The sequence below is a fragment of the Paenibacillus physcomitrellae genome, from assembly GCF_002240225.1.
Lineage (GTDB): Bacteria > Bacillota > Bacilli > Paenibacillales > Paenibacillaceae > Fontibacillus > Fontibacillus physcomitrellae.
In genome coordinates, this window is sequence record NZ_CP022584.1 from 1,328,811 (window position 1) to 1,355,703 (window position 26,893).

The following is a 26,893-nucleotide window of genomic DNA, read 5'->3' on the forward strand; positions in this document are numbered from 1 at the left end:
CTTCCACTCCTCAAAGCATGTACTGTTACCCTCATTGTAACGGATAGTGTATGCTTTGCAAACCCGGATGGCTATTCATTTTATGCACGAATATTTGTACTATTCGCCGCTGCTGGACGGCCGTTTGTGCCTGCAGGACGGCGGCGGCTGCTGGACCAGACGCTTCCGGCGCCCATCAGGAAGGTCGGTATGCCAGCCGCCACAAAGGAGATAGCCCATTCGCGGACGCCAAGCGGAACCGTCTTGAAGATCGGCTGGAGCGGTTCGATGTACATCACGGCCAGTGTCATAAGAACCGAAGACAAGACCGCAAACACCAGAAACTTGTTCTGCAGCATATTGCGATGGAAGATCGAACGGGAGCTGCGGCAGTCAAACACGTGAATCAGCTGAGCCATCACCAGCGTAACAAAAGCAACGGACTGCGCCTTCATAAGCTGCCCTGGATCATCCGGCGAAATTTGCAGCGTCAGCCAGAAAGCGCCCAGCGTACAAACGCCGATCAAAATACCCCGGCTCATGATTTTCCAGCCTAGACGGCGGGCGAAAATATTTTCCTTGGCCCCGCGCGGCTTGTGCTCCATCAGATCCTTCTCCGGCTGGTCGACGCCAAGCGCCATAGCCGGCAGTCCATCGGTCACCAGATTGACCCACAGAATCTGAATCGGCAGCAGCGGCAGCGGCAGGCCTGCCAGCATGGCAAAAAACATCGTCAAGATTTCGCCGACATTGGAGGCCAGCAGATAACGGATGAATTTGCGGATATTTTCATAAATATTACGGCCCTCTTCGATGGCGGACACGATGGTAGAGAAGTTGTCGTCGCTCAAGATCAGCGAAGAGGCTTCCTTGGAGACGTCGGTACCGGTGATGCCCATCGCGATGCCGATGTCAGCCGCTTTAATCGCAGGAGCGTCATTGACGCCGTCGCCGGTCATGGCCACGACATGCCCTCTGCGCTGCAAAGACTTGACGATGCGCAGCTTGTGTTCCGGAGACACACGGGAATATACGTAAACCTCGTCGCTGACTTTATCCAGCTCATCGTCGCTTAACGCCCCCAGCTGCTGGCCGCTCATCACCCGGCCGCCGCGGGGGATAATGCCCAGCTCATGGGCGATCGCTTCCGCTGTAAGACCGTGGTCGCCGGTAATCATGACGGTTTTGATGCCGGCCTTGCGGCAGACGGCAATCGCATCGCGCGCTTCGCGGCGCGGCGGGTCAATCATGCCGGTCAGCCCGGCAAAGATCAGCTGGGACTCGGCGGAATCTTCATCTTTTACCTGATCATGCGGCCGTACCTCGCGATAAGCCAGGCCCAGGACGCGCAGCGCTCCCCGCGCCATCGATTCATTGGCAGCGCCAACCTTTTGACGCAGCGTGCCGGTAAGCGGAACAACCTTACCGTCCCACAAAATATGGGAGCAGCGGTCCAGCAGCATATCCGGAGCGCCTTTTACAAACAGCAGGCGTCCGCCTTGATGAGAAACCAGGACCGACATCCGTTTGCGTTTGGCGTCAAACGGAAATTCCGTTTCTTTGGTATACGCAGACAGCGCGGCAGGGGAATGATCCATTTTCGAAGCCAAAGCCATAAGCGCTCCTTCAGTCGGATCCCCCTTCAGCACCCATCTGGATTCCTTCTCTTCACTTCCCGAACGTTTGCGGTTCGGCGTTTCTTCCTCGGTAGTTTCTATAATTTCAGCATTGTTACACAAGGCGCTGATCTGCAGGATACGCTGCAGTCCCTGCTCCTTGCGCAAATCGACGGGGCGTCCTCCATCCCAAATATCGCCGCGAGGTTCATAGCCCTCGCCTGTGACTTTAAATTCCCGGCCATCGGCCCAGACTTTGGTTACCGTCATTTTATTCTGGGTCAGCGTTCCCGTCTTGTCCGAGCAAATAACCGATGCGCAGCCTAAAGTCTCGACGGACGGCAGCTTGCGCACGATCGCCTTGCGTTTGATCATCCGCTGAACGCCAAGCGCCAGCGCAATGGTAACAATAGCCGGAAGTCCTTCCGGAATAGCGGCTACGGCCAGACTGACACCGGCGAAGAACATATTGCCCGGAGGCTGTCCATGCAAAATACCGGCCAATACGACGACCACCGTCAAAGCCAGCGCCAAAACGATCAGGATCTTCCCAAGCTGCTCCAGTCTCCGCTGCAGCGGCGTCTCCTGGCTCTCCGTATTTTGAATCAGATCGGCGATTTTGCCCATTTCCGTATCCATGCCGGTGCGGATGACAATCCCTTTGCCGCTTCCGCGGGTGACCATCGTACCCATAAAGCCGATGTTCTTCTGGTCGCCCAGCGGCACATCTTCGTCAGGAATAGCTTTAGGGAATTTGCCCACCGGATGGGATTCACCCGTCAGAGCGGATTCCTCTACATCGCAGCCGGTCGTCTCCAGCCAGCGAATATCAGCCGGAATCCGGTCGCCGCTCTCCAGCATCACAATATCCCCCGGAACGATTTCCCTGGCAGGAATGACGATTTCCTTGCCCCCGCGCAGCACTACTGCACTTGGAGCCGACAGCTGCTTAAGCGCCCGCAGGGACCGTTCCGCCCGGAACTCCTGAATAAATCCCAAAAATCCATTCAGCACAATAATCGCCACAATGGTAATCGCATCCAGATATTCGCCGAGCAGGCCCGAGATGAGAGTAGCTCCCATCAGCACCAGCATCATGAAGTCTTTAAATTGATTCAAAAACAGCAGCAGCGGGGATACCTTCTTGGCTTCCTTCAGCTCATTCCAGCCTGCCGTCTCCCGCCACTTGTCCGCCTCCTCGGGGGACAGCCCCTGATCCCGCTTCACCTGAAACCATTCCAGCAGTTCTTTTGGTTCAAGGCGGTGCCAACTATTTTGTTCCATGCTCCTTCTTCCCTCCCGTAATTTCTGCGTTTTTGACCGCGTGAAGGCTTTTCCACCTAGGGTAAATGTATTCAGGCCCGTCCCGAAATATCACAGGCACTTAAGTTTTTGCTCTAAGTATGGCATCATAGGGAAAGAAGACATTAGGAAGACAATACATGGATACTAGGAGAATCATAACTATGGCACTTGACGGCATTGTAACCCGCGCTATCGTACATGAGCTTCAGGCCTGCATCGGCGCTCGCATTAATAAAATTCATCAGCCATCGGATAACGATATTGTCATGCATTTAAGAACGCGCAGCGGCAATCAGCGGTTGCTGCTTTCGGCCAACCCAACCTACCCGCGGGTGCACTTCACCGAAGCTTCATTTCTCAATCCGCAGGAGGCCCCGATGTTCTGCATGCTGCTGCGCAAACACTGCGAAGGCGGCGTGATCGAACAGGTCAGCCAGGTCGGCATGGAACGGATCATCCACCTGGATCTCAAACAAAGGGACGAGCTTGGCGACACCTCGCGAAAGAGAATCATCATTGAGCTGATGGGCAGACACAGCAACATTATTCTCGTCGATCCCGCTACAGGCACGCAGCTGGACGGCATTCATCACGTCACTCCGTCGATCAGCAGCTACCGCGTGGTCATGCCCGGCTTCGCTTATACCGAGCCGCCCCAGCAGAACAAACGGAATCCGCTTGAAACGGACAAACCGCAATTTCTGGAGCATCTTCAGAGCGCGGCTGAACCTGCGGAGCCTCAGTGGCTGGTTGAAACATTCAGCGGCTTAAGCCCGCTGCTCGGCCAGGAGCTGCTTAACCGGGCCGCGCTTGAGCGCCAGAGCCAGGCTGCAGGAGCTACAGGTGCTGCAGAAGGAACCCAAGCCGAGGAAGCGTTTGAGCAGAGCCTGTGGAGCGTTTTTTCAGAGATGATGGAACAGATTCGCGGCGGCCGCTTTCAGCCGACTTCGGGGGAGAACGCCAAAGGAAAAAGCATTTTCTCAGCCGTTGATCTGACGATCGTCAAACCGGAAACCAAACGCAGCTATGAGACAATTAGCGTCTGTATGGAAGATTATTACGGAGACAAAGCCGAACGGGATACGGTCAAGCAAAAGGTCAGCGATCTGCTGCGTTTCCTGCAGAACGAGCGGAGCAAAAACATCAAAAAGCTGTCCAATCTGCAGAAGGATCTGGATGACGCCGAAGATGCGGAGAAATACAAAATTTGGGGCGAGCTGCTGCTGCCTTCGCTGTATTTGATTACCAAAGGCCAAACCGAGGTCGAGCTCGTCAATTATTACGATGAAGAACAGCGAATGATCCGGGTTCCGCTCGATCCGCTACTGACTCCTTCGGAGAACGCGCAGCGTTATTTTAAGAAGTACAACAAATTCAAGAACAGTCTCGCCGTTATCGACGAGCAGCTCAAGAAAACCCATGAGGAAATCGCTTATATGGACGAACTGCTGCAGCAGCTGTCTTTTGCCAGTATGAACGATATTGAGGAAATTCGCGAGGAGCTGACTTCCCAAGGTTATTTGCGTGATCGCGGTCGGAAGAACGGGAAGAAGAAGAAAAAGGACAATCGTCCAACCCTGCATGTCTACACTTCTTCCGAAGGCATCGAGATGGTCGTCGGCAAAAACAATCTGCAGAACGAATACATCACCAACCGGCTTGGCACGCCTAATGATACCTGGCTGCATACGAAGGACATTCCGGGCTCACACGTATTGATCCGCGCGCATTCCTTCTCCGACGCCACTCTGGAGGAAGCCGCGCAGCTTGCCGCTTATTTCAGCCAGGCCAAGGAATCGAGCAGCGTTCCGGTCGACTGCACGCTGATCCGGCATGTAAGAAAGCCAAGCGGCGCCAAACCCGGATTTGTTATCTATGATCATCAGCGAACGCTGTTCGTTACGCCTGATGAACAGCTCGTCAAGTCTCTTCCGAGCGCAATTAAATAACCGAAATCTAAATAACCAGAATCGTTAGTAAATAGGACGAGTAGTCCTGTAAAAAAACACAAGAGCAGCCGCGCCGGTCCATCCGGTCTTGGCTGCTCTTTGTCATTATAATCCAATCCTGCAATCAGGATAATCCTGCGATCAGGATAATCCTGCTATCAGGCCGCTGTTCATGCTGTCCTTGAACATTTGTTCCATTGCCGCGCGGTTTAACGGCCGGCTGTAATAATAGCCTTGGATAAGATCGCAGCCGCTGCCCGCCAGAAATTCCAGCTGCGACTTCGATTCCACTCCTTCGGCCAGGACGGTCAGCCCAAACGATTTGCCGAGCTGAATAATCGAGACAAGCAGAGTGCTGTCCTGTTCAGACAGCGGCGTTTCCTGTACAAACGACTTATCGATTTTCAAGATGTCGATAGGGAGTGTTTTTAAATAATGAATAGAAGAATAACCTGTTCCAAAGTCATCAATGGAAATTTTAATTCCCTGACTTCTGAGTCTCTCCAGCTTCTCTTTGATCACAACAGGGTCGTTCAGCATGGTCTCCGTAACTTCCAGCTCCAGGTAACCCGGCTCCAGACCGGAATCCCTCAAGGCATTCTCTACTACATCTATAAACTGCGGATGTCTGAACTGCACGGCCGACACATTGACGGAAATCGTCACTTTCGGGTAACCTTCATCCTGCCACCGTTTGGCCAAGCGACAGCTCTCCCTCAGGACCCACTCCCCTAAACGGATAATGAATCCATTCTCTTCGGCTACCGGAATAAACTCCATCGGCGGCACCATCCCTTGATCCGGGTCGTTCCACCGCAGCAGCACTTCAAGACCGGCCAGGGACGGGGTCGAGCTGATGTTTCCTTTCGGTTGAAAATATAATTCAAACTCTCCATGTTCTAAAGCTTTCGGCAGTTTCTTCTCGATCTCAATTCGTTTATGTATTTCATCCAGTAGTGAATATTCGAACCAGTAGGGTTCACCCACGCTGGCCTGTTTGCTTTTCTTCAAGGCAAGATCGGCATAGTTAAGCAGCAGCGGCCCTTCCTCGGCATGTTCCGGATACATGCTGATTCCGAAGCTGAAGCTGAGCCGAACCTCTTCTTTTTTTATAAAATAAGGCTTGTGAAGCGCTTCTGCCAGCATAAGCGCCTGATTATGAATGTTGTAGCGTGAGCAATCCTGGGGTTTCAGCAGCACAATAAAATTATCCGCAAAACTGCGGCACAAAATGCCGTCAGGGCCGAGCAGGCGTTTCATACGCTCCGCGGCTTCCAGCAGCAGACGGTCTCCGGCCTTATCGCCATAACTTTCATTAAGATAACGGAACCGGTCGATATTGATCCGGATAATGGCGCAGTGATGCCCCTCCTGCAGTTCACGTTCCAGCTCCAATTTAAAGCGGCTCATGTTCAGAAGTCCGGTAAGCGGATCAAAGAAAGCCAGCTCCCGGATGCGCATGGACGATTTCTCCCGCTCCTCAACCTCTTGGGTGATGTCAAACTGCAGGCCGATGAAATACATCAGCTCGCCGGATTCCCCGAATACCGGACTGATCGTCAATTGATTCCAGAAGTAGCTTCCGTCTTTGCGGTAATTTTTGAGTGTGACCGTTTCAGCCCGTTGTTCAAGCTGCGCCTGCTTAACAACTTTTAGAGCCTCGGTGCTAGTGTCGGGCCCCTGTAGATAACGGCAGCTGCGCATTAAGATTTCTTCCGCTTCATATCCCGTCAGACGGGTAAATCCCTGATTGACGTAAATTACAGGATTGTCAGGGAGATTGGGATTCGTAACAATTAAGCCGATTCCCATTCTTTCGATAGCTTTCATGAACTCCGAAGCAGTAAGGAACGCTTCAGGGTCTTCAAGATGCAAACGATCTTCCAACGCTACACCTCCTTCAATAATTTAACAACTTGTAATGTCACCGTCCGGCTGCCAAGCTCCCCATGGAAAACAGTCCCGTTTCGGCTGCCATGGAAGTCGGAACCGCCGGTCGCAATCAGGCCGTAACGAGCCGCCCATTCCCCGTAACGCTGTTCATCCTCCGGCGAATGATCCGAATGGAACACTTCGAGGCCGGCAGGTTTGCCGCTTTCCAGAAGAGACTGGATTAAAGCATCCTGGCCGTAGATCCCCGGATGCGCAATCACTGGAGCGCCTCCTGCCTCCCGAATCCATTCAAAGGCCTGCTGCGGCGCAATTCTCGGCACGTTGGCATAAGCTGCAGCACCTTCTGCCAAGTAACGGTCGAAAGCGTCGCGGATATCGGCCGCATAACCTTTAGCCACCAATACCGCTGCGATATGGGGGCGCCCCAGGCTTTCTCCTTCCTGAAGCTCCCGCCCCAGCTCCTTGAGCACGTCCCCCCTCCCGAGAGGAATGCCGAGCTTCTGCAGGTTAGTCAGAATAGCTTCATTCCGCTGCTCTCTCGCATTTCTCAGCTCACTAAGCCGCTGCTTCAATACCGGATCATGGTGATTAATGAAATAGCCAAGTACATGAATATCAGTGTCATCAACCCGGGTACTGATTTCTATGCCGGGAACGACCACCATTCCAAGCTTCTTTCCGGCCTCCAAGGCTTCATCGATGCCGGCCACCGTATCATGGTCCGTAATGGCGATAGCGGCCAGCCCATTCTCCTTGGCCATCCGGACATTGTCGGCAGGAGAATTCAGTCCATCTGAAGCAGTGGTGTGCGTATGCAAATCGGCCCGGCTCTGCTGCTGATTCATTTAGACTCCTCCTTTAACCTCAGTCATGGGCTGCTTTATAAAGTTCAGAAACGTTACGGCCGAAATAGGCAGCAGCGTAGATTTCAAATGTATGGAGAAGAATCTCCGCTTGAACGAAGCATTCCGGATGGGGACCACCCGCAGCAAACCTAACGCAAGTTCATGTTTGATGGAGGAGGGGGATAACATCGTGATGCCGAATCCCGCTTCTACCGCTGATTTTACCGCTCCGGTACTTCCCAGCTCCATCACTACGTTCAAATCCCCGGCACCCACTCCGCACCGCTGCATTTCCTCTTCCATAACCTGTCTGGTCCCCGAGCCTTTCTCCCGAAGTACAAACGGATATCTGACGACCTGCTCCAGCTCAACGCCGTCCGGGAGGTCCAGTTCATGACCTGACGGAACAACAAGCTTCAGTTCGTCTTCCATTACCGGTTCTATTTGAATATCAGGATGATCAACCGGCGCCTCAACCAGCCCGAATGTGAGCTGATGCTGCAGGATGTAATCCACAATTTGCGAGGTGTTCATCACTTTCAGCATAATTTGAATATGCGGGTATTGGTGGCCAAAAGGGCCGAGCAGCCTTGGCAAAATGTATTCGCCGATCGTCAGGCTGGCGCCCAGGTGCAGCCGTCCTTCCAACTGATGTGTGAACCGGGACATCGCGTCCTCCGTTTCCCTCATCAGTTCCAGGCTGCGAACGGCAAACGGCAGCAGCGTTTGTCCCGCCTCCGTCAGCTCAATGCCTTTCGTTGAACGGATTAGCAGTTTGCATCCAAAGTGTTCTTCCAGGGACTGCATCTGCATCGTTACCGCCGGCTGGGTCATATGGAGCGACTGGGCCGCTGCTGAGAAGCTCCCGAGCTTGGCCACATTATAGAATATATGAAGCTGATGATAGTTAAGCGCCATTCCCATCCATTCCTTCCTCTACCCATACAATACCATGAGGCAGCCCCCGTTTTAAACTGCCTTTACCATTTAAATGCAGCTAGGTTTAAATAACCCCGAGACTCTAAAGCTTTTATTATAAAAAAAGCACGCCTCCGGCTTCGCCGGTGCATGCTGGATCATTCCGATTTCCTATTTCCGTTTGCGGCCATTCTTCAGCAGCGTTATCCTTCTCGAATGTCTCAGCCAGGAATAATAGGTTTTTAAATCTCTCAGTTCCATCGTTTCCGACATTCTGCCCAGGAAGGTTACAATGATCATTTTATAAAGCGGCTGACCCAGCAAATCCGTCTCCCCGGCCAGCTCGGTAAATTCCGCAATGAACACCAAATCCTGGTCAATCAGATATACATCCTCTTCATTACGGTAATATTTCGTAATCCGCCCCTGCTTGAGGCAATCCCACAAAAAAGTCGCGATAGCTTCGGGTTGTGCTGCAGCCGAGCTTACCCGTTCCTTGTAACGCAGAGCCGCATGATGAGTAACTACGACATCAGCAACCTTGTATTCGCCAAGCGCTATATTGAAGGATTCATAAGTATTCCAACGCTGGGTAGCCCTATCCTTCACGGTGTTCCCCCCTTCCCTGGAGTTCTCCGATTCCCGATCTGGTACTTATTGACTAAGTATTTATTCCTATAATAGTATAATATCCCGTTTTGATGCGCAAGTCTCATACAACTCTCTCTTTTCTGAAATCTATTAACCGATTAACGGGAATATTCCTCTCTGACTAGGAAAATAAAAAAAAGAAGGGGCGGCAGCGCCGTTCCTTCTTTGATAACAAAACGTCTGATCAGAGATCCTCTCGCCCGCTTATGCTCGAGGGACTCTAAAGCCTAAAGCCCGTAGTACTGGGTCTTGTCCGGCACGTTTTTGTTGTATTCGGTTTTGATCTCGTTGCGATAAGATCTCTCGATCTTGCGCACGTAGGATAACTTGCGGACATTCTTCATAATATCCTCTGCCCGGTCGGCATTCACGTACATGACCACATAATGCATTCTTCTGGACAGATACAAGACATTACCGTATTTATCCAGGTTTCTGGCCGCTTTCAAATCACTGACCCAAATAATAAATCCCGCTCGTTCCGGAAACATGTCCGCCGCTTCCCCCGCTTTCTGATGAAATCCGTCCGATTCTAGCCGCCGCAGCCGCAAGAACCGCCCCCTCCGCATCCGCCTTTCGGATTCGGATCGTTGCTTGGCACCTTGATCGATTGAGAAACGGAGTAAGCAATCATCTCCGACATCTCATGCAGCATACCGTCCAGCTCTTGCTCGGCAAGCTTAAATCTCCTTACCGCCTCAAACTGCTCCAGTTCCTGCTCTACCTCAGCCACTTTATCCTTTGCTTCATGATAGTTGGGATGAAAGTGACCAAAACGCTGGGTCTCCTCGAAAAGTTCTTTTTTGGAAGCCAGCTTGCGAACGCAGCTTTGAATCTGCTCATCGTTCTCGATCTTCTGCTTCCAATATAAGTAGTCGGTCACACAAACCGAATGGTTGATCATATCGCCCAATTCATAGGCGTATGTCAGCATTTGGGCCATATCGACCGTTCGCAATTCAGATACGCTCATGAACATTCATCTCTATTCTGTAGAAGTTCCACCAAATTTATTTCCATTGGTAGACTATTTTATCATATCATAAACGCGCCCCGAGCAGAAGATAAAATCAACTTTTGGCTCCGCTGGAGGGAGCTGACAGGAGAAAGGAGGAGGTTCCCGGGCTGACTGCTAATCCCTTCACCTTTCGGCAGGGAGCAGGATACGAATCCCCTCAATGTCCGCCGGAATAAGCTCCGTGTACGTCCCTGCATGGAAACCCTCACCCTCTCCAGCCTTACTATTGCCTTTCCCTTCTTTACTATTTCCTTCTTCAGCCTTGCTATTGTCTTTCGGGGCCAGCTCCGCTCCCACCCTCCAGTCCCCGCTGCCTTTGATCCATCTGGGCACGGCGGTGAAGGTGCCGTTGTTTAGCCGCAGCTCAACGCCCGCTTTCCATTCCAGCGCCTGCTGCAGCATCAATTTCACCGTGGAAGCATGATAAGTCCTTACCTCGCTTGTCCAGGCCGCCGGAATGCGCCGCAGCCCCGGAAACAGCTCCTCCAAATTAGGGATAGAAGCGTCCGCCTTTTGAATCCGGACCGGTTTGCCTGCGTAAATCCAGGCTTGCGGTGCTTGAACGGCCTCATTCCGGTCCTTGGAAGCTTCAGAGCCTCGCGTACCGCTCCCGCTCAATGCCGGGCTTACACGGGGATAAAGCACGCCGTTCGCCGCTGCTGCTTCTTCAAGCGGATTATACAGCGTTACTCCAAGCTGCTCCAGCATTTGAACAACGGGCATCCTCTCATTGGCCGAGACGATAAAGTGACAAGATCCGATCCGTTCCAGCGCCCCTTCAGCGGCCGGTTCCGCGGCAATCCGGTCCGCTGTCCGTTCATCGGCGCAGTGCAGCAGGGTTGCATGGAACAGGGAGGTGTGCTTCCGCTGCTCTCCCCACTCACGGACGGCAAGGCTTACAGCGTCGGGCACTCCCGTTAAAGCATGGCGTTCGAGGAAAGCCAGAACTTCTCCTGCTTTCCGCCCGTTCTCAGCCGCCCGCTCCACCGATTCACGGGTAAGCCGATAAGTCGTCATAACATCTGCCGAAATCAGTTCACAACAGAGCTCCAGCTCCCAGCGGATCGTATAAGGCGTATTCGGTGGAACCAAAACTTCGTAATCGGGCTGGACGAAAAAGGCCGCTTCATGCGGATTCCCTAGACCGCACCTGGCATCAGTCCTGACACCGGTCCCTTCACTGGTCCCGTCACTAGTCCCGATGCTGGCGCTGGTTGCGGCTTCCCCCTCAAATCCAGCTAATGCTCCCTGCCGTCCGGACTGAGTCTCAGCCATTCTGCGGCAGAATACCGCCTTAAGGTCTGGTTTACGAAGCCAGCGGATCATCAGCCCGGCTAGAGGAAAACCCAGATCCTGACCCTGTTCCCGTTCCCGTTCCTTCAGCGGCTTCTCGTCGTCCAGCCCATTGTTCCCGGCCGCCAGCACGGCAGCCAGTGCTTCCGGAATTCCTCTGCCTTGTTCATCGGCATAACCCAGCTCCAGCCAGCCAAAGCCGCACAACGCTTTCAACCAAGATAACAGCCAGGACCCTATTGGGGATGTCTCTTGCCGGTCAGCTTCCTGCCTTTGGCCAGCTAAAGGGGAGTCCAATTGAATCCTTTTGGCGCGAAGCTGCCTGAGAATCCCCTCTATGCTGCCCCATTTCCCGGGCAGGAAAGCCGGATGAAGCAGCGCGCAAACCAGATGCTGAAGGAAGGGATTGGCCGGCACATACCTTTCCAGCAGTTCAGCCATCAATAAACCTTCCCTTAAAGCTTCATCAGACCTGAGCCAGCGGATGAGCTCATGTTCATTGACCGCCCAGGCTTGTTCATCCTTGCGGGTCAACCCCAGGGCAAGCGCCATATCCAGCAGTACAGCGGCGGCAGGCGGATAATCATCCTGCTCGGGATAACTCAGCTGTAAGCCGCCCAAATCTTCATCCGACAGACTGAACAGCCCTGTAAACTTAGAAAGCGCCCGCTGCTGCACCCTGCCTTTGGCCGTTAGAGGCAGCGCCCCTTTGGCAATGCCGGAAAGTACCCGCAGCAAATCATGAGCTAGCCCGCGTTTAGCTTCCTTTAGAAGCTTGACGTGGCCTTGCAGGCGCTCGTTCCGGCTCTGGTCCGCTTCAAGCAGCAAAAATGACTTTTGCTGAATTTCAAAATAAGCCTGAAGCGAAAGAGCATAAAGCGGTTCCCCCCATCCTCTGCTCATTGTATTCACCAGACCGGCCCGCCGAAGCAGATGAAGACCGTAAACCAGCTCGGCAGCCGGGCAATAAGCCGTTGCCTGTCCTTCCAGCTGTTCAATCGAAAAGGGCTGGGCGGCAAACCGGATAAAAAGGATTTCCAGCACTCGTTCCATAAGCTTTTCGTCCAACATTTATGCCTCCCTTTGCGTTTGCTGCCGTTCCCCTTGAAGCTCCTGCTCCTCCATGTTGACCACGGTATATTCGTATCCTTGTTCGACCAGAAACAGCTGCCTTCTTCTTGCAAACTCTTCTTCCCGGGTTTGGGCGGAAACAAGGCTGTAGAAAAAGGCGCGGTTATCTCCCCTTTTAGGTCTCAGAATCCGCCCGAGCCGCTGGGCTTCTTCCTGTCTTGAGCCGTAGCTTCCGGAGATCTGGATGGCCACGGAGGCGTCAGGCAGATCTACCGCGAAGTTTGCAACTTTGGAAACGGCCAGTACGCGAATATCACCGGCGCGAAATCCGGTATAAAGAGCACTCCGCTGCTGCTGCGTAGACGCTCCCGTTATTAACGGGATTTTTAGCTCCAAGGCTAACTGTTCCAGCTGATCTACATACTGGCCGATGATCAGGATTTGCCGGCCCTCGTGCCTGTTCATAAGCTGACGTACGGCGGCTGTCTTATCGGGATTTTCCGCAGCCGTTCTGTATTGCTCTTTCCTTCCCATCCGTTCATAAAGATTTCGAACTTCCCGGGGAAGCGGTATGCGGATCTCCTGGCAGTCGACTTCCGCTATCCAGCCCTGACCCTCCAGTTCCTTCCAGGCGACTTCCTTCTGTTTGGGACCAATAAGCGAAAAAACATCCTGCTCACAGCCGTCCTCCCGGACGAGTGTCGCCGTCAGTCCTAGCCTTCTTGTCGCCTGGATATCGGCGGTTGCCCGAAACACCGGCGCCGGGAGCAGGTGTACTTCGTCGTAAATGATCAGGCCCCAATTACGACCGCTGAGCAGCGGCAAGTGCCTGAACCCTTCCTCCTTGCGCGTCCGGTGGGTTAAGATTTGGTAGGTGGAGACCGTTACCGGCCTGACTTCCTTGCGTTCTCCTGAATATTCGCCGATTAATTCAGGGACCAGCGTCGTTTTATTCTGGAGCTCCTGAATCCACTGCCGGACTGAAGTAATGTTTGAGGTAAGGATCAGCGTTTCGCATTGAAGCCGCTGCATAGCCCCGATTCCGATGACTGTTTTCCCCGCTCCACACGGCAATACAAGCACTCCGCTTCCCGCAAGCTCTGAACTTGTTTTACTGCTTCCGGCAAACGCCTCTATGCAGGCCCGCTGGTAATCCCTTAGCTGGAAAGGACTTCCGTCTGGCAGCACCGGCTTCAGCTCCAAAGGAAGCGATGTCCCTTTCCGGTAGCCGACTTTATCAAGCACAGGATACCCCATTCTGGTCAGCTCCTGTTTAAGCAAACCGCGGCTGGCCGCCGGGACGTACACCTTTCCCTGGTCCGCCGGGGACAACCCCAGCCCTTGCAGAGATGGACTTTGCAGAAGCCGGCCCAGCATCTCTTCCGCCCCCTGCCGCGCTTCCAATACGAGGATCGTTTGCTCAGGACCTGAAGACTTCAGCTCTAATTGGCCGTATCTGTCCATCCAGACCTTTACATTCTCCTCAACTTTAGCCGGAACTGGCCAACGGGATAAAAACCGGAGCTTCTCTAATACGCTTGCCTCCGTCTCCCCTAAAGCCGCCGCGTGCCACAGCGACAGCGGCGTAAGCCGGTAAGTGTGAAACAGAGCCGGTGTCTTTAACAGCTCGGCAATCTGCCCGAGCGTTTGACGGCCCGCTTCATATTCAGCATGCGCCGTCTCGAGCAGAATGGTGTGATCATTTTGTACGATACATGCGCCTTGTCCTTTCATCCTTGTACCTCCTCCGCTTTGCCGCCAGATGGCAGGGCGTTAATGGAAATAATAACGGAGCAAAGAAAAAAAGCCCTCCGCAAGTAGCGGGGGCTTTCGTGCTGCATGTCTGCCGTTAATTTTCCGTATCTCTCACGAAAATCAAATTGGCCCTGATTAGTAGAGTTTCCCAATTTTGCGGCAGTCATGCATCGGACGGGTTATTTGGGTTCCCATTCGTCCATATAATTCTCAGTCAGTGAAATCAGGATGGCGGCCGCATGGGCCATCGCCTCTTCGTCCAGATCAAACTTCGGATGGTGATGCGGATACTCCGCGCCTTTCTCCGGATTCCCGGCCCCAACCAGAATGAAGCAGCCCGGCACCTGCTGTAAATAATAAGCAAAATCTTCGGCCGGCATAATCGGCGGAGTTAATTCCGTCTTTAATCCTTCCAACTGTCCGGCCACCTTGAAGAAACGATTTGTTTCGGTTTCATCGTTAACCAGCGTAGGGTATCCCGGAATGTACTCCAGCACCACTTCCGCTTCGTAAGACTGGGCCGTGAATTCTACAACGGAAGCAATCCGTTTCTGAATCAGCTTTCTGGCCGTTTCACTAAAGCAGCGAACCGTTCCGGCCAGACGCGCCCGTTCGGCGATTACATTTTGCACAGTCCCCGCCTGAAAAGAACCGATGGTGACCACCGCCGGATCAAGCGGGTTCACCGAACGGCTCACGATGCTTTGCAGCTGCATGACCATCGCCGAGCCGACCACGACACTGTCCACGGTCTTGTGGGGCATACCGCCATGTCCGCCGCGTCCATGAATGTTTACAAAGAATTCATCCGTCGAAGCCATCATCGGCCCGGGGGCCGAAGCTGCAGTTCCTACAGGAATGGGCGTCCATAAATGTACGCCGTAAACAACATCTACGCCATCCAGCGCACCGTCTTTAATCATGGGCAGGGCTCCGCCCGGGCAAACCTCTTCCGCCGGTTGAAACAGCAGCCGGATTTCCCCTTGAATTTGCTCCCTGCGGGCGGCAAAATATTCGGCTACCCCCAATAGAACAGCCGTATGTCCGTCATGGCCGCATGCATGCATTATGCCAGGGACCTCGGATTTGTACTCGACTTCTTTCTCATCCTGAATCGGCAGCGCATCCATATCCGCTCTTAACGCAACCACCGGTCCCGGCCGGCTGCCTTTAATGATTCCAACTACTCCATGGCCGCCAACCTGCGTTTTGTGTTCGATACCTGCCTTGTTCAGCACATCCGCTATGTATGCCGAAGTTGCCTGTTCCTGATAAGATAACTCGGGATGACGATGCAGATAACGTCTGCGCTCTACCATCACCGGATACAAGTGCTCGATCTCTCCCCGTCCCATAGCTTATACCTCCGCCTGGCAGCCGGCCGTCCTGGCCCGGCTTTTTTCTAATATTGTAACAGAAATCCAAAGCAATAGGACACGATAGCAAAAATCCGCACCATCACGCTGCAAAAGCCGCTTCGTCCAGCCCGGTCCATGCTTGCGCAAGCCTGATAAACATACTATCATGGTAATTAATGAAAACTTATGGTATTTGCTAGTTTAATAGTTAGGAGGATGTTCATGCACATGGATAACGGGAACGGAGATTCAGACAAGATCACGACTTACAGCACTGGCTCTACCGATCCGCTGCGCGGCTCTCATTCCAGCCGCTTGACTGATCATGAACATTCCGGGAGCAAGTTCGGCGGGTGGATAAACAGATGAGACGTACAAATACAAATAACGATGCTAGAAGACAGCCTGAACAGCTAAACGAAAGCAAACGCGGAACACCGGATTTTCAGCTGCTGGTCTTGACTTTGCTGCTTGTCGGATTCGGTTTGGTTATGGTGTTCAGTTCGAGTTCCAGTATCGCCGTTATTAACAGTGATTTTAATAATGATTCGATGTATTTTGTCAAAAGACAGCTGCTGTTTGCCATAGGCGGCGTAATCGCAATGTTTATTACGATGAACATTCCGTTTCAACGGTATAAAAAGCTGTTCGTGCCGGTTTTTATTGTGGTCATCATTATTTTGCTGCTTATGCCGTTTATCGGCTCGCTGCGCAACGGCTCCCGTAGCTGGCTGATCCTTGGTCCGATCAGTATCCAGCCTACGGAATTTGCCAAAATCACGATCATCTTATATCTGGCGGCGCTGATTACGAAGAAAGGGGAACGGTTCCGGGATCTGCGGACCGGCTATATCCCCGTAACGTTGATCGTCGGTTTCGTGGCCGGATTAATCATGCTGCAGCCCGATTTCGGTTCCTGCCTGATTCTGGTCGCTACCTCCGGATTGATCATATTTACAGGTGGCGCCAATCTGAAGCATATCATGGCTTCACTGCTGCTTCTTGCGATTGGGGCCGGCATCGTGCTGGGCGCCAAAGCCCTCATTGACGGGCTGCACTCCTCCGGAGCTGCCGATTCGATCACCTCCGGTTATAAAGCCGGCCGTTTCCAGGCCTTTATCGATCCTTTCAAAGATCCGAAAGGCTATGGATGGAACCTGCTCCAATCCTTGACGGCAATCGGTCATGGCGGAATGACCGGAACAGGCTTCGGACAAAGCATTCAGAAGCTGCACTACCTGCCGAACCCTTATAATGACTTTATTTTCTCGGTCATCGGCGAAGAATTCGGCTTCATCGGAACGCTGCTGTTCCTGATTGTTTATGTATATTTCATTTGGCGCGGGCTGCTGGTTTCACTCCGATGCCAGGATACGTTCGGAACTCTGGTCGGAGTCGGCATTATGGGGCTTATCGCTATTCAGGCATTCGTTAACATCGGAGGGGTTACGCGAACCATTCCGATTACGGGGGTTACACTGCCGTTTATCAGCTACGGCGGCTCCTCGCTGCTCGTGATGATGGCCAGTATGGGGATCGTGCTCAGCATATCCCGGTCATCCGTCATCATCCAGAAACGTGAAGTAACCAAATCCGTTGTGATTCGGGAAGATGAATTAAACGGCCGCAGGCAGCGTTATGGACGGTATGAAACCCGTTGACGCTTGCCAGCCGCGCACAGCAAAAAGTCCGGCAACAGATCATTCTGGCCGGACTTTTTGCTGTCCCCTCTTAAAGGTCTAACACGGACTTGCAGCGTAGAGCAGGAAAGAGGCTATGTAATTCGGGCTGCATGCCCGTCTTTCCAGTTCTTAAAATTCGTCGTTCTTGAACGCTACGCCTTCTACCTTCACGTTCACTTCAACAACTTTAAGACCTGTCATACTTTCCACGGCTACCCGCACATTCTGCTGAAGCATCCGGCAAACCTCATGGATAGGAGTTTCGTACAAAACCAAAATGCGCAGATCGATGGCGGCTTCAAGCTGGCCAACCTCGACGGTTACACCCTTCTGCATATTCTTGCCGCTCAGCCGTTTGGCCCATCCTTCAGACAAACCTCCGGACATGGCAGCAATTCCGGGTGTTTCAAGGGCAGCCATTCCTGCGATCTTGGCAACCACGTCATCCGCGATCCGAATTGCGCCCGTTTCGAGCCCCAGTTGCTCGGTCATGGCTATTCCTCCCTACCTTGCTGACGACACTTTTTGCAAAGCATCCGTCACAAGCTCATTTATTTACAATTGTAAATGTAACCGCCCAGGAAAGCAAATGTGGACCTGCTTTAAAATATTCGTTTATAATTTCCCTCATATTGGTTATATTGAATTTGTAATGTTTTGTCGGGAGTTGGGACCTGGCCGGCAATTTAATTCGAAAAAAGAGGTGTATTCATTGAAGAAATGGTGGTTTCCCGCAGTACTCATTATCAGCTTTATTTTCAGTGCAATCGGCCATTACGCCGGATTCCCCTACACGCTGGAATTCATTATTTCAGCCGTATCGGTTATTTTTGTAGCCGGATTTCTGGGTAAAGCAACGGAGAGTGTAGCTCATCATGCCGGACAGAGGCTTGGAGGTTTCCTTAACGCCACATTCGGCAACGCCGCCGAGCTGATTATCGGCATTTTGCTCGTCAAAGAGGGGCATTTTGAAATGGTTAAGGCCAGTATCACCGGCTCCATTATCGGTAACCTGCTGCTCGTACTCGGCCTAAGCGTACTCGCAGGCGGTATCAAATACAAAATCCAGAACTATAATATCTCCCTGGCAGGTCTGAATGGCTCGCTGATGATTCTGGCAATTATCGCGTTATTTGTGCCCGCTATCTTTTTACATACAAAAGCGCTTGATCCGGCCGATACCAATCTGCTCAGCTTGATCGTCTCAGGCGTCCTCATTGCAGCTTATCTGCTGTGGCTCGTCTTCTCGATGATTACGCATAAAGATTATCTCGCCGACGTATCGGACGGCGGACCTGCCGATCCCGTTCATGAAGAAGCAGCCTGGTCCAAAGGACGTTCAATCCTGTATCTGGTTATCGCTACGGTCATGGTTGCCTTTGTCAGTGAATGGCTGGTGCATACGCTGGATCCGATGACAGAAAGATTCGGTCTCTCCGAAATCTTTGTCGGCGCATTTGTGGTGGCCATTGTCGGCAACGCTGCCGAACATTCGGCGGCCATCATGCTTGCGATGAAGAATAAGATCGGCGCAGCTGTAGAAATTGCCGTCGGCAGCAGCCTGCAGATTGCCTTGTTTGTGGCTCCTGTGCTGGTCTTCATCAGCCATCTGTTCGCCTCCGGACCGATGGATATCGTCTTTACGGTTATTGAACTGGCGGCTATTGGCGTTGCGGTATTTATCGCCAAATCGATTACCCAGGACGGCTCCACCAACTGGTATGAAGGTTTGCTGTTACTTGCTGTCTACATTATTCTTGGCGTATCCTTTTATCTCGTTTAATATCAAATCGCATGCAAAAAAGGGGACGGACCTGATTCATCTTCCATGATGACCGGGTCCGTCCCCTTCAATTTGGCTATCTATAGAGTTCCGTCTTCGGACTGATTCGCCTTTTGGTTCAGTGCTTCGTAGAGAAGAGCCAGATTCCGCTCCAATTTACTAAGAATCTGCTTACCGACCAGTTCATTCACAAGACCGGCTCTTACGGCAAAATCAACTTCCTTGGAAAATCCGAACATTTGCGTATCCAGTACTTCCTCATAGAGTGGGCAGTAGCGTGTAGCCAAATTCTCCATCTGCACTTCAATTAATTTTTCTATTTTATAAGCGTCTTCCTGCAGCAGATTCAACGCTTTTAAATTCAGCTGTTCCTGCAAATCAGATGAAGTCATGTATCTTCTCCCCCTCTCTGTATCAGTGACCTAAGTCCACCTATTTACCTTTAATATTAGTCTATAATGCTTCGCAATACAAGACTTCGCTGAAATAACCCGGAAAACTCCAAAGCTTGAATCATAAGGTTTTTGGACCTATTAAGTCAAGTGAATTTACCCCCGGTTCCTGTTCCGAGCTTATTTAAAAGCACCCTCTCCGTACGGAGAGGGTGCTTTGGGGTTAGCATTTACTCGGAAACAAGCGTCACATGAAGTCCATGCTTCTCAAAAATTTCTGTCATTGCCGCTTTCGCTTCTTCGGCGTCCGGTCCATGAACATGAAGTTCATAACTATGGCCGCTTACCAATGTTGTGAAAAGACCTAGGATGCTCTTAACATCGATGTACTTATTCTCGGCTTGCAGGACAATGGAAGAAGAAAACTTCGATGCCGTTTGGGCAATTTCCACAACCGCCTGATTGTTCGTAGCCATTAAAAATCCCTCCGAATTCAGCTATGAATTAACGTTTTAATCATACAATGAATCCGCTTTCCTAGCAAGACCATTGCGGGTATTATTTCAAGTTCTCCGGATTCAAAGGCTCAAGCTCCGGCAGGACAAAAATCCCGTCTTTACGGATCAAAACGTCATCAAAATAAATCTCTCCTCCGCCGTACTCCGGACGCTGGATCAGCACCAGATCCCAGTGGATCGAAGAGCGGTTGCCGTTGTCGGCAATTTCATAGGCTTGCCCTGGCGTGAAATGCAGGCTGCCTGCGATTTTTTCATCAAACAAAGTGTCTTTCATCGGATGAAGGATGTACGGATTAAAACCGATCGCAAATTCGCCGATATAACGGGCTCCTTCGTCCGAATTCAGAATTTCATTAATGCGCTCATCGTTATTGCTGCTGGCCTTCACGATTTTACCGTTCTCAAAGTGGAAAACCACGTTCTCGAACGTCACCCCGTTGTACAGAGAAGCCGCGTTATAGCTGATTACCCCGTTAACGGAGTCGCGAACCGGAGCTGTGTACACTTCTCCATCCGGAATGTTCGCTTGACCGGAACATTTAATGGCGTCGATGCCTTTAATGGAGAACTGCAGGTCGGTTCCCGGTCCTGTAATGCGAACTTTGTCGGTACGCTTCATCAAGTCGGCCAAAGCGTCCTGCGCGCGGTCCATCTTGGCATAATCCAGGTTGCAGACGTCGAAGTAGAAATCTTCGAATGCTTCCGTACTGGTATTGGCAAGCTGCGCCATACTTGCATTCGGGTAACGAAGCACTACCCATTTCGTATGTTTGACGCGCTGTTCGCTATGTACAGGATGATTGTATAAAGCATTATACATTTTCATGTTCTTCTCAGGCACGTCAGCCAGATCGTTGACGTTCTCCCCGGCGCGGATGCCGATATAAGCCTGCATTTGTTTCATCCGGTTCAGATCGATAGCCGCCCAGGTTTTGATCTGCTCTTCGGTGGCATTCATCAGCATGGCCCGCTGCGTCGTTTTGTCGGTCAGCTGCACAAACGGATGTCCGCCTGCTTTAGCTACTTCTTCAACAATCGCATTGATCAGATCGCGCTCGCTGCCGATCATTTCGATCAGTACATTCTCCCCCGGCTGGACGTTGACGGAATAACCGACCAGATTTTGCGCCAGCTTTTGAATTCTTGGATCTTTCATGGTTCCTTACTCCTCCTTATGCTGAGCTGCCCGTACAATAAACGGTCAGACAGAAACCGTCAGGCAGCGATTTGAAAGCAAATTCCTGTCTCATTGTAGCATGACCCTGAAATAAAGTCAGCGATCTTCCGCCGTTTCTTCCCTCGTTCCCCGCCCTGTCTCAACGATAATTGGTGAAATGGGCATCATTCCAAAGCGATTCGGTTCTTGGCTGCCCATTGGAGGAGGGATAGGTGATCCGAGTCTCCGAAGTGAGCCTTACAGGTAAATTGGTGTGCTTATCTATCGTCAAATGATAAACGGTATTCACATCAGCTGTGCTTAATACTTTCAGCAGCTGCTGACGGCTGCCGTTAATGAGCGCATTCCCTTCCTTAACAGCCTCCGACCCGGATTTCCCCTGCTGACTGGTCATTCGGCTTCTCCAAAGCGCCTGAGTCCGGTCCATTTCGGCAAAGAGCTCATTTTTGAGGCGGAGCAGCTCCTGTTCCGAATCCGGTTCAATTCGCAGCACCTGCGTTCCCCGGGCGGCCCCGTGCTCCAAACGAACGTTTTTCTTCATTTGGCGGAGATCTTCAATGATGGCCAGCGGATTCACCCTGCCGGCTGCGGCGGAGGTCCAGGCGTTAACCGGATTGTCTTCCTGCTGCATGGTCCAGCGGCTGCCATCCTGAAGGGTCAGCGCAGCCGGTTTCCCCGATTCAGCCGCGGCATAAGTGCCATAGCCGGATAAAGCCTGCTGGCCCGGTGCTGCTTTTACGGATAATTCGGTGTGATGTTTTAATTCGGCTTCATAAGTAAATGTATACGGGACCTGGCTCACGGACGGATCCAGCGCAGCCACCTCGGCCTGCCCCTGAATATGAAAAGCATCCACACCAGCCAAACCGGCCCATGTTAAATCAAACCACTGCTGCGGGGTTCTTTGCTCCTGACAGCCGTTTAATAGCAAAATCAGTAAACCCAGGCAAACACCCTTCATGAAAAAGTTCTTCATCTAAACGTTACCTCCTTTATAGAGGCTTCTAAACACGCTTATGATTCAGCAGCTTCTTCATGGAGGGCTATACATTCAGAAAGGAGCGGCTCCCACAAGCGGGCCTCCCCTTTAGATTTTCCTGTATGCATATCCTTATTCAAATGTTAACAACAGAAGAAAACAAAGACGCTCGCTTGGAGCGCCTTTGTGGGCAGTTGAATTGCGATTGATTAAGGAGTTATGCGTTCCGAGGTTCCGTCGAAACCACCGATCTCTGTCCGGTTTCGGCCCCCATTTTTGGCCCGGTACAATGCCATATCCGCCGTGAAAAACAGGGACTCCACGCTGATCCGGTCCTGATCCTGCCTCCATCCGCCTACGCCGCAGGAAACAGTAACTTTCGGATCGGTTTCGGCCTTCACCCGCTCCCGGATTCGCTCCGCCACTTTAAGGCAATCCTCAGCGGTCATATAAGGGAAATAAATCGCCAGCTCTTCCCCGCCCCACCGGGCGGCGATGTCGTCGCTGCGAATCGAGCTTTTGATAATGTCGCATACCTGCTTCAAAATCCGGTCTCCCACCTGATGCCCGTAGCTGTCATTAATCTGCTTGAATTTATCGATATCCACGACAAGTAGGGAGCCGACCGGATCGGTTGACAGCCGCTTCTGAACGCAGCTGTTGAGATAATGCCTGGCGTAAAGGCCGGTCAGCATATCCCGGTTCGCCATGTGTTGAACCGCCTCATAAAGAGAAGCATTCGCGATCGCAAGTCCAATATGGGTGGCCAGCACCTGAAGAAGCTTATAATTCTCATAGGAAAAATAATGCGGTGCCCGGTGCGTTAATAAAATGGTGCCATTAACTTCACCGCGAAGCTTCACAGGAGCGGCAATCAGCGACCTGGAGCTGGTGGTCTCCATAATTTTTGATCTTACGCCTTTAAAAGTCTGATAATCTGACAGGATTAAGGGTTCCCTTGTACTGTACACCAGTCCGCAAATGCCATAATGAGCCGGGAATGGATCCTTGTCTATGCTCTCGATATTGGTGGACATGATTCTGAACTGGTCTTCCCCGGGCGTCAGCTCAGTAATACAGCAGTAATCCGCTTTAAAAATCTCGAGCAGTTCTTTTGTTGCAAACTCGAACACCTCAGCGGGCTGCAAGCTTTGACTCAGTTCTCTAGACAATTCGTTAATCAGTCTGAGCTCATGAATCAGAAGATTGGACTGCTCGTACAGCTTGGCGTTCTCAAAGGCGTTCCCCGCCGTATCGGCCAGCATCCCGACCAGCTGAAGATCCATATCTTTGCCCAGTTCGCCCGGAATCAGAAAATGAAACACCCCGTATACACCCTGTTTACCGCTGAGCGGTACCGCGATTTCAAGGGTTCGCGCGCCGGTTTCCGAAACCTTTTCGCGCGAAAGCATCATGTTCTCCGTATACGCCCGGATACAAAGCTTGTCTTCCCCCTCCGAGGCCTGCATATGCAGCGGCTTGACCCTCAAATTGCTGCTTTGATAATCCTGGGTCATAAGCAGTTCAAGATGGGCGCCAGGGTAAATGTCGCTCATGCTTTCAAACACTTCATTCAGCACCCCGCCGACATCGATCTTGTCATGAATCCGCTTGACGATCTGCAGCAAAGCCGTCCAACGGGCGGACTCCTGTTCATTTTGGGTGCGTAAATTATACAGGTCACTGAGGAAGACATGATTCAGCTGGTGGTAAAAGCAAGTCCCGAAATGCTTGGCTGCCTGCACGGTCAAAGCCAGGTGAGCAGAAGCAGATTCCGAGTCCGTCAGGCTTACCAGGACTGCAAAAACTTCCCTCAACTGACGGGTTTTAACCGGGGCAGCCGCGAGATGATAGCCGTCCGCGGCAATCGTGCCCGGTTCTCCCAGCGTCAGCATCTGTTCGGCCGCCGCTGTAGCGGCCACTCTCTCTGCCTGCGGCCTGTCCGCCGCTGCGGCCACCATTTTCCCAGTATGATCAATTAGATACCAGCTCGCATCCTCAAGGCCGAAGACGGGGAGGGCTTCTTCCGTCCAATGGGAGTAAGCTCTTTGCAAAAGTCCCTCTATATAAGGGAAGTCATATCGGGTGATGTCAATGTCGTTTAACCATGCTGCTTCTCCGGCAGTCTGCAGATCACCTATTCTCAGCCAAGCATTTATGTGATGTTCTGTTTGGTTCTCTCTTAGATATTCAGCCATAGAAAGCTCCTTTTGCCGTTCAACCCTCGGCTTGTGATACCCGCATTCCCCGCTATATCCAAAAATTTCCGCCTGTAGTTAATTGATATCGTATATTCTACTATTTCTATAAACAATTTGCACTAGAATTTACCTATTTTAAGGTAATTTTTTAGTTCAAAAGACCTATCGACAAATTTCTACGTTTTCTTCAAAATCCCTCCACTTGACTTTGGGTTAACACTTCTATATCATTTAGAGTTGAAAAAGACTGGATAGAGTCTTATTTGGGCGTAATGAATTGTGTCACCCTCACGGCTTTGTTGCTGTCAGGACAGCGGCTGAACTTTCCTGGCAGTAGAGCGGATTTCTTTTCTATCCCTTCCATTCGTCAATACAAAACCGGCGCAAATAGTGTAGCCCCCTAACTAAATTATTTTAAAGGAGTCTACTTATACAATGGCACGTTACACAGGTCCTAAATTTAAACTCAGCCGCCGTCTTGGAATTTCCCTGAGCGGTACTGGCAAAGAATTGAAACGCCCTTTCCCACCGGGACAACATGGTCCTAACCAACGCAGAAAGATCAGCAACTACGGTATGCAGCTTCAAGAGAAACAAAAACTGCGTCACATGTACGGTTTGGGAGAGAAGCAGTTCCGCACTCTGTTCTCCAGAGCGCACAAAATGTCCGGTATTGCGGGCGAGAACTTCATGTTCCTGCTTGAAAGCCGTCTGGACAACCTGGTTTACCGTCTTGGTTTCGCGAACTCCCGTGCAGGTGCCCGTCAGTTGGTATCCCACGGTCACGTTACTGTAAACGGTAAAAAAGTCGACATCGCTTCTTACCAAGTAAACATCGGCGATGTTATCGGTTTGCGTGAAAGAAGCCGTTCCTTGACTTCCGTTAAAGAAGCTCTTGAGAACCGCACTCACCTTCCAGCTTACCTGGAGTACAACGACAGCGCTGTAGAAGGCAAGTACATCCGTCTTCCAGAACGTTCCGAGTTGTCCCAAGACATCGACGAGAAACAAATCGTCGAATTCTACAACCGTTAAGATTAGGTTGGAATCAAGAAAGCCCCTCTTCGGAGGGGCTTTCTTTGTTTCCCGCGCCTTTTCGTTTTCAATTCAGATCGACAGGAAAACGAAAAGACACCCCGACAGCAGATCACTGCCGAGATGCCTCGGTATTCTTTTTATTTTACGATCAGCTTGGCAAATTTACGCTTTCCGACCTGAACAATGTCGCCGGTTTGCAAGGCCACTTCGCCGTTGAAATCCGTCAGCTTCTCTTCGTTGATCTTGAGTGAGCCCTGCTGGATGCTGCGCTTCGCTTCGCCGTTGGAAGCTGCAAAGCCAAGCAGCGTGAGCAGCTTGATCAGGCGGATTTTTCCGTCCGTAAATTCAGACGAATCGATCTCGACCTCTTGAATGTCGTCCGGAAGCGCACGCTGCTGGAAGACCGTAACGAAATGCTCTTGTGCAGCGGCTGCCGCCTCGTCGCCATGGTACATGCGTACCAGCGTGTAAGCCAGATTCATTTTAGCGTCGCGAGGATGCATCGTTTCTTCCTTCAGCCCCTGCTTCAGCACTTCCAACTCTTCGTTTGTCAAATCCGTTACCAGCTCATAGTATTTGACCATCAGCTCGTCCGGCACCGACATCGCTTTGCCGTAAATTTCGTTAGGCTCTTCATCGATGCCGATGTAGTTGCCAAGGCTCTTGCTCATCTTCTTCTCGCCGTCCAAACCTTCAAGCAGCGGCGTCATCATGATAACCTGCGGCTCCTGGCCATATTCCTTCTGGAGTGTACGGCCCATCAGCAGGTTAAATTTCTGATCTGTTCCGCCAAGCTCGACATCGCACTTCAGCGCAACCGAATCCATCCCCTGCATCAAAGGATAGAAAAATTCATGAATGCTGATCGGCTGGCCGCTTTGGTACCGTTTCGTAAAGTCATCACGCTCGAGCATACGGGCTACCGTCACTTTAGCTGCAAGCTTGACCACGTCTTCAAAAGTCATAGGACCAAGCCATTCAGAGTTAAAGAAGACCTGCGTTCTCTCTGGATCAAGGATTTTGAAAATTTGTTTCTTATAAGTCTCGGCATTCAGCAGCACATCTTCTTTAGTCAGCTGTTTGCGGGTTTCGGATTTACCCGTCGGGTCACCGATCATCCCGGTAAAATCCCCGATAATCAGCTGAACCTGATGGCCAAGCTCCTGATACTGGCGAAGTTTCTGCATAACCACAGTGTGGCCGATATGAATGTCCGGAGCTGATGGATCAAGCCCCAGCTTTACTTTGAGCGGCGTATTCGTTGCCACCGATTTCATGATTTTCTGCTTCAATTCTTCTTCAGGAACCGTTTCGACAACACCTCTGCCCAAGATGGCCAGCTGGCGTTCTACTTCTTCACGCTGCGGCAGTGTCAATTCATCCCACTTCACTTGTTGTCCCCCTCAAAAATAGTTATTTATCCCGCTAAACCCGGGTAAAATAGCCTCAACATGCAGCTCGCTCCGAATTGC

22 protein-coding genes are annotated in these 26,893 nt (G+C 51.6%); 5 read left to right on the forward strand and 17 right to left on the reverse strand.

The window, feature by feature from the left end:
- Positions 1–80 precede the first annotated feature (80 nt).
- Positions 81–2,879, reverse strand: a complete 2,799-nt coding sequence (locus CBE73_RS06130) for a calcium-translocating P-type ATPase, SERCA-type (protein WP_094093473.1) — start codon at positions 2,877–2,879, stop codon at positions 81–83.
- Between the two features lie 182 nt (positions 2,880–3,061).
- Here CBE73_RS06130 and CBE73_RS06135 point away from each other — a divergent pair, with 182 nt between their 5' ends.
- Complete coding sequence (locus CBE73_RS06135; RefSeq protein WP_094093474.1) at positions 3,062–4,849, forward strand: Rqc2 family fibronectin-binding protein; 1,788 nt, start codon at positions 3,062–3,064, stop codon at positions 4,847–4,849.
- A 141-nt stretch (positions 4,850–4,990) separates the two neighbouring features.
- Here CBE73_RS06135 and CBE73_RS06140 read toward each other — a convergent pair whose 3' ends face one another.
- From CBE73_RS06140 to CBE73_RS06180, 9 genes are all read right to left on the reverse strand, one after another.
- Positions 4,991–6,736 carry a putative bifunctional diguanylate cyclase/phosphodiesterase gene (locus CBE73_RS06140; protein ID WP_229752479.1) on the reverse strand — a complete coding sequence of 582 codons (1,746 nt, stop codon included), beginning with the start codon at positions 6,734–6,736 and terminating at the stop codon, positions 4,991–4,993.
- Between the two features lie 2 nt (positions 6,737–6,738).
- Positions 6,739–7,587: a PHP domain-containing protein gene (locus tag CBE73_RS06145; protein WP_094093475.1), complete on the reverse strand. Its 849-nt coding sequence runs from the start codon at positions 7,585–7,587 to the stop codon at positions 6,739–6,741.
- Entirely contained in the window at positions 7,588–8,505 is a 918-nt protein-coding gene (locus tag CBE73_RS06150) for a selenium metabolism-associated LysR family transcriptional regulator (protein ID WP_094096167.1), read from the reverse strand.
- A 171-nt stretch (positions 8,506–8,676) separates the two neighbouring features.
- Entirely contained in the window at positions 8,677–9,114 is a 438-nt protein-coding gene (locus CBE73_RS06155) for a hypothetical protein (RefSeq protein WP_094093476.1), read from the reverse strand.
- 269 nt (positions 9,115–9,383) lie between these two features.
- Positions 9,384–9,647: a YlbG family protein gene (locus CBE73_RS06160; RefSeq protein WP_094096168.1), complete on the reverse strand. Its 264-nt coding sequence runs from the start codon at positions 9,645–9,647 to the stop codon at positions 9,384–9,386.
- A 41-nt stretch (positions 9,648–9,688) separates the two neighbouring features.
- Positions 9,689–10,129 carry a YlbF/YmcA family competence regulator gene (locus CBE73_RS06165; RefSeq protein WP_094093477.1) on the reverse strand — a complete coding sequence of 147 codons (441 nt, stop codon included), beginning with the start codon at positions 10,127–10,129 and terminating at the stop codon, positions 9,689–9,691.
- A 168-nt stretch (positions 10,130–10,297) separates the two neighbouring features.
- Positions 10,298–12,520, reverse strand: coding sequence for a helicase-associated domain-containing protein (locus CBE73_RS06170; protein WP_174704672.1), 2,223 nt, complete (start codon positions 12,518–12,520; stop codon positions 10,298–10,300).
- Positions 12,521–12,538: 18 nt separating this feature from the next.
- On the reverse strand, positions 12,539–14,272 hold the full coding sequence (locus tag CBE73_RS06175) for a DNA repair helicase XPB (protein ID WP_094093479.1): 1,734 nt from the start codon (positions 14,270–14,272) through the stop codon (positions 12,539–12,541).
- 200 nt (positions 14,273–14,472) lie between these two features.
- The gene (locus CBE73_RS06180) at positions 14,473–15,648 is read right to left on the reverse strand and encodes a M20 metallopeptidase family protein (protein ID WP_094093480.1); all 1,176 of its coding nucleotides are present in this window, start codon (positions 15,646–15,648) and stop codon (positions 14,473–14,475) included.
- A gap of 225 nt (positions 15,649–15,873) precedes the next feature.
- Here CBE73_RS06180 and CBE73_RS21860 point away from each other — a divergent pair, with 225 nt between their 5' ends.
- Together CBE73_RS21860 and ftsW are read left to right on the forward strand one after the other, a co-directional pair.
- The gene (locus tag CBE73_RS21860) at positions 15,874–16,020 is read left to right on the forward strand and encodes a hypothetical protein (protein ID WP_157739422.1); all 147 of its coding nucleotides are present in this window, start codon (positions 15,874–15,876) and stop codon (positions 16,018–16,020) included.
- On the forward strand, positions 16,017–17,312 hold the full coding sequence (gene ftsW / locus CBE73_RS06185; protein WP_094093481.1) for a putative lipid II flippase FtsW: 1,296 nt from the start codon (positions 16,017–16,019) through the stop codon (positions 17,310–17,312). Before CBE73_RS21860 ends, ftsW begins: the two co-directional genes overlap by 4 nt.
- 150 nt (positions 17,313–17,462) lie before the next feature.
- On the opposite strand, the gene CBE73_RS06190 is transcribed toward ftsW, so the two are convergent.
- On the reverse strand, positions 17,463–17,825 hold the full coding sequence (locus CBE73_RS06190; RefSeq protein ID WP_094093482.1) for an Asp23/Gls24 family envelope stress response protein: 363 nt from the start codon (positions 17,823–17,825) through the stop codon (positions 17,463–17,465).
- A gap of 220 nt (positions 17,826–18,045) precedes the next feature.
- On the opposite strand from CBE73_RS06190, the gene cax reads away from it, so the two are divergent.
- A complete protein-coding gene (gene cax, locus CBE73_RS06195) occupies positions 18,046–19,116 on the forward strand; it encodes a calcium/proton exchanger (RefSeq protein WP_094096169.1) in 1,071 nt (356 codons plus the stop codon).
- An 80-nt stretch (positions 19,117–19,196) separates the two neighbouring features.
- On the opposite strand, the gene CBE73_RS06200 is transcribed toward cax, so the two are convergent.
- From CBE73_RS06200 to CBE73_RS06220, 5 genes are all read right to left on the reverse strand, one after another.
- Positions 19,197–19,508, reverse strand: a complete 312-nt coding sequence (locus CBE73_RS06200; RefSeq protein ID WP_068696252.1) for an Fpa/YlaN family protein — start codon at positions 19,506–19,508, stop codon at positions 19,197–19,199.
- Between the two features lie 230 nt (positions 19,509–19,738).
- Positions 19,739–19,984: an HPr family phosphocarrier protein gene (locus CBE73_RS06205; RefSeq protein WP_094093483.1), complete on the reverse strand. Its 246-nt coding sequence runs from the start codon at positions 19,982–19,984 to the stop codon at positions 19,739–19,741.
- Positions 19,985–20,066: 82 nt separating this feature from the next.
- Positions 20,067–21,182 (reverse strand): aminopeptidase, encoded by a 1,116-nt coding sequence (locus CBE73_RS06210; RefSeq protein ID WP_094093484.1) that lies wholly within the window; start codon positions 21,180–21,182, stop codon positions 20,067–20,069.
- A 160-nt stretch (positions 21,183–21,342) separates the two neighbouring features.
- The gene (locus tag CBE73_RS06215) at positions 21,343–22,179 is read right to left on the reverse strand and encodes a hypothetical protein (protein WP_094093485.1); all 837 of its coding nucleotides are present in this window, start codon (positions 22,177–22,179) and stop codon (positions 21,343–21,345) included.
- Between the two features lie 212 nt (positions 22,180–22,391).
- Entirely contained in the window at positions 22,392–24,380 is a 1,989-nt protein-coding gene (locus CBE73_RS06220; RefSeq protein WP_094093486.1) for a sensor domain-containing diguanylate cyclase, read from the reverse strand.
- A 438-nt stretch (positions 24,381–24,818) separates the two neighbouring features.
- Here CBE73_RS06220 and rpsD point away from each other — a divergent pair, with 438 nt between their 5' ends.
- Positions 24,819–25,418: a 30S ribosomal protein S4 gene (gene rpsD, locus CBE73_RS06225; protein WP_094093487.1), complete on the forward strand. Its 600-nt coding sequence runs from the start codon at positions 24,819–24,821 to the stop codon at positions 25,416–25,418.
- 140 nt (positions 25,419–25,558) lie between these two features.
- On the opposite strand, the gene tyrS is transcribed toward rpsD, so the two are convergent.
- Entirely contained in the window at positions 25,559–26,812 is a 1,254-nt protein-coding gene (tyrS, locus tag CBE73_RS06230) for a tyrosine--tRNA ligase (RefSeq protein WP_094093488.1), read from the reverse strand.
- Positions 26,813–26,893 lie beyond the last annotated feature (81 nt).

What these genes read in the sequence shown, in the direction of transcription:
- CBE73_RS06215 (WP_094093485.1), bottom strand. Translation starts at nt 22,179, where the DNA reads ATGAAGAACTTTTTCATGAAGGGTGTTTGCCTGGGTTTACTGATTTTG.
- CBE73_RS06200 (WP_068696252.1), bottom strand. Translation starts at nt 19,508, where the DNA reads ATGACTTCATCTGATTTGCAGGAACAGCTGAATTTAAAAGCGTTGAAT.
- CBE73_RS06210 (WP_094093484.1), bottom strand. Translation starts at nt 21,182, where the DNA reads ATGAAAGATCCAAGAATTCAAAAGCTGGCGCAAAATCTGGTCGGTTAT.
- CBE73_RS21860 (WP_157739422.1), top strand. Translation starts at nt 15,874, where the DNA reads ATGCACATGGATAACGGGAACGGAGATTCAGACAAGATCACGACTTAC.
- ftsW (WP_094093481.1), top strand. Translation starts at nt 16,017, where the DNA reads ATGAGACGTACAAATACAAATAACGATGCTAGAAGACAGCCTGAACAG.
- CBE73_RS06150 (WP_094096167.1), bottom strand. Translation starts at nt 8,505, where the DNA reads ATGGCGCTTAACTATCATCAGCTTCATATATTCTATAATGTGGCCAAG.
- CBE73_RS06130 (WP_094093473.1), bottom strand. Translation starts at nt 2,879, where the DNA reads ATGGAACAAAATAGTTGGCACCGCCTTGAACCAAAAGAACTGCTGGAA.
- CBE73_RS06170 (WP_174704672.1), bottom strand. Translation starts at nt 12,520, where the DNA reads ATGGAACGAGTGCTGGAAATCCTTTTTATCCGGTTTGCCGCCCAGCCC.
- CBE73_RS06220 (WP_094093486.1), bottom strand. Translation starts at nt 24,380, where the DNA reads ATGGCTGAATATCTAAGAGAGAACCAAACAGAACATCACATAAATGCT.
- CBE73_RS06160 (WP_094096168.1), bottom strand. Translation starts at nt 9,647, where the DNA reads ATGTTTCCGGAACGAGCGGGATTTATTATTTGGGTCAGTGATTTGAAA.
- CBE73_RS06135 (WP_094093474.1), top strand. Translation starts at nt 3,062, where the DNA reads ATGGCACTTGACGGCATTGTAACCCGCGCTATCGTACATGAGCTTCAG.
- rpsD (WP_094093487.1), top strand. Translation starts at nt 24,819, where the DNA reads ATGGCACGTTACACAGGTCCTAAATTTAAACTCAGCCGCCGTCTTGGA.
- CBE73_RS06205 (WP_094093483.1), bottom strand. Translation starts at nt 19,984, where the DNA reads ATGGCTACGAACAATCAGGCGGTTGTGGAAATTGCCCAAACGGCATCG.
- CBE73_RS06175 (WP_094093479.1), bottom strand. Translation starts at nt 14,272, where the DNA reads ATGAAAGGACAAGGCGCATGTATCGTACAAAATGATCACACCATTCTG.
- CBE73_RS06180 (WP_094093480.1), bottom strand. Translation starts at nt 15,648, where the DNA reads ATGGGACGGGGAGAGATCGAGCACTTGTATCCGGTGATGGTAGAGCGC.
- CBE73_RS06190 (WP_094093482.1), bottom strand. Translation starts at nt 17,825, where the DNA reads ATGACCGAGCAACTGGGGCTCGAAACGGGCGCAATTCGGATCGCGGAT.
- CBE73_RS06165 (WP_094093477.1), bottom strand. Translation starts at nt 10,129, where the DNA reads ATGAGCGTATCTGAATTGCGAACGGTCGATATGGCCCAAATGCTGACA.
- CBE73_RS06145 (WP_094093475.1), bottom strand. Translation starts at nt 7,587, where the DNA reads ATGAATCAGCAGCAGAGCCGGGCCGATTTGCATACGCACACCACTGCT.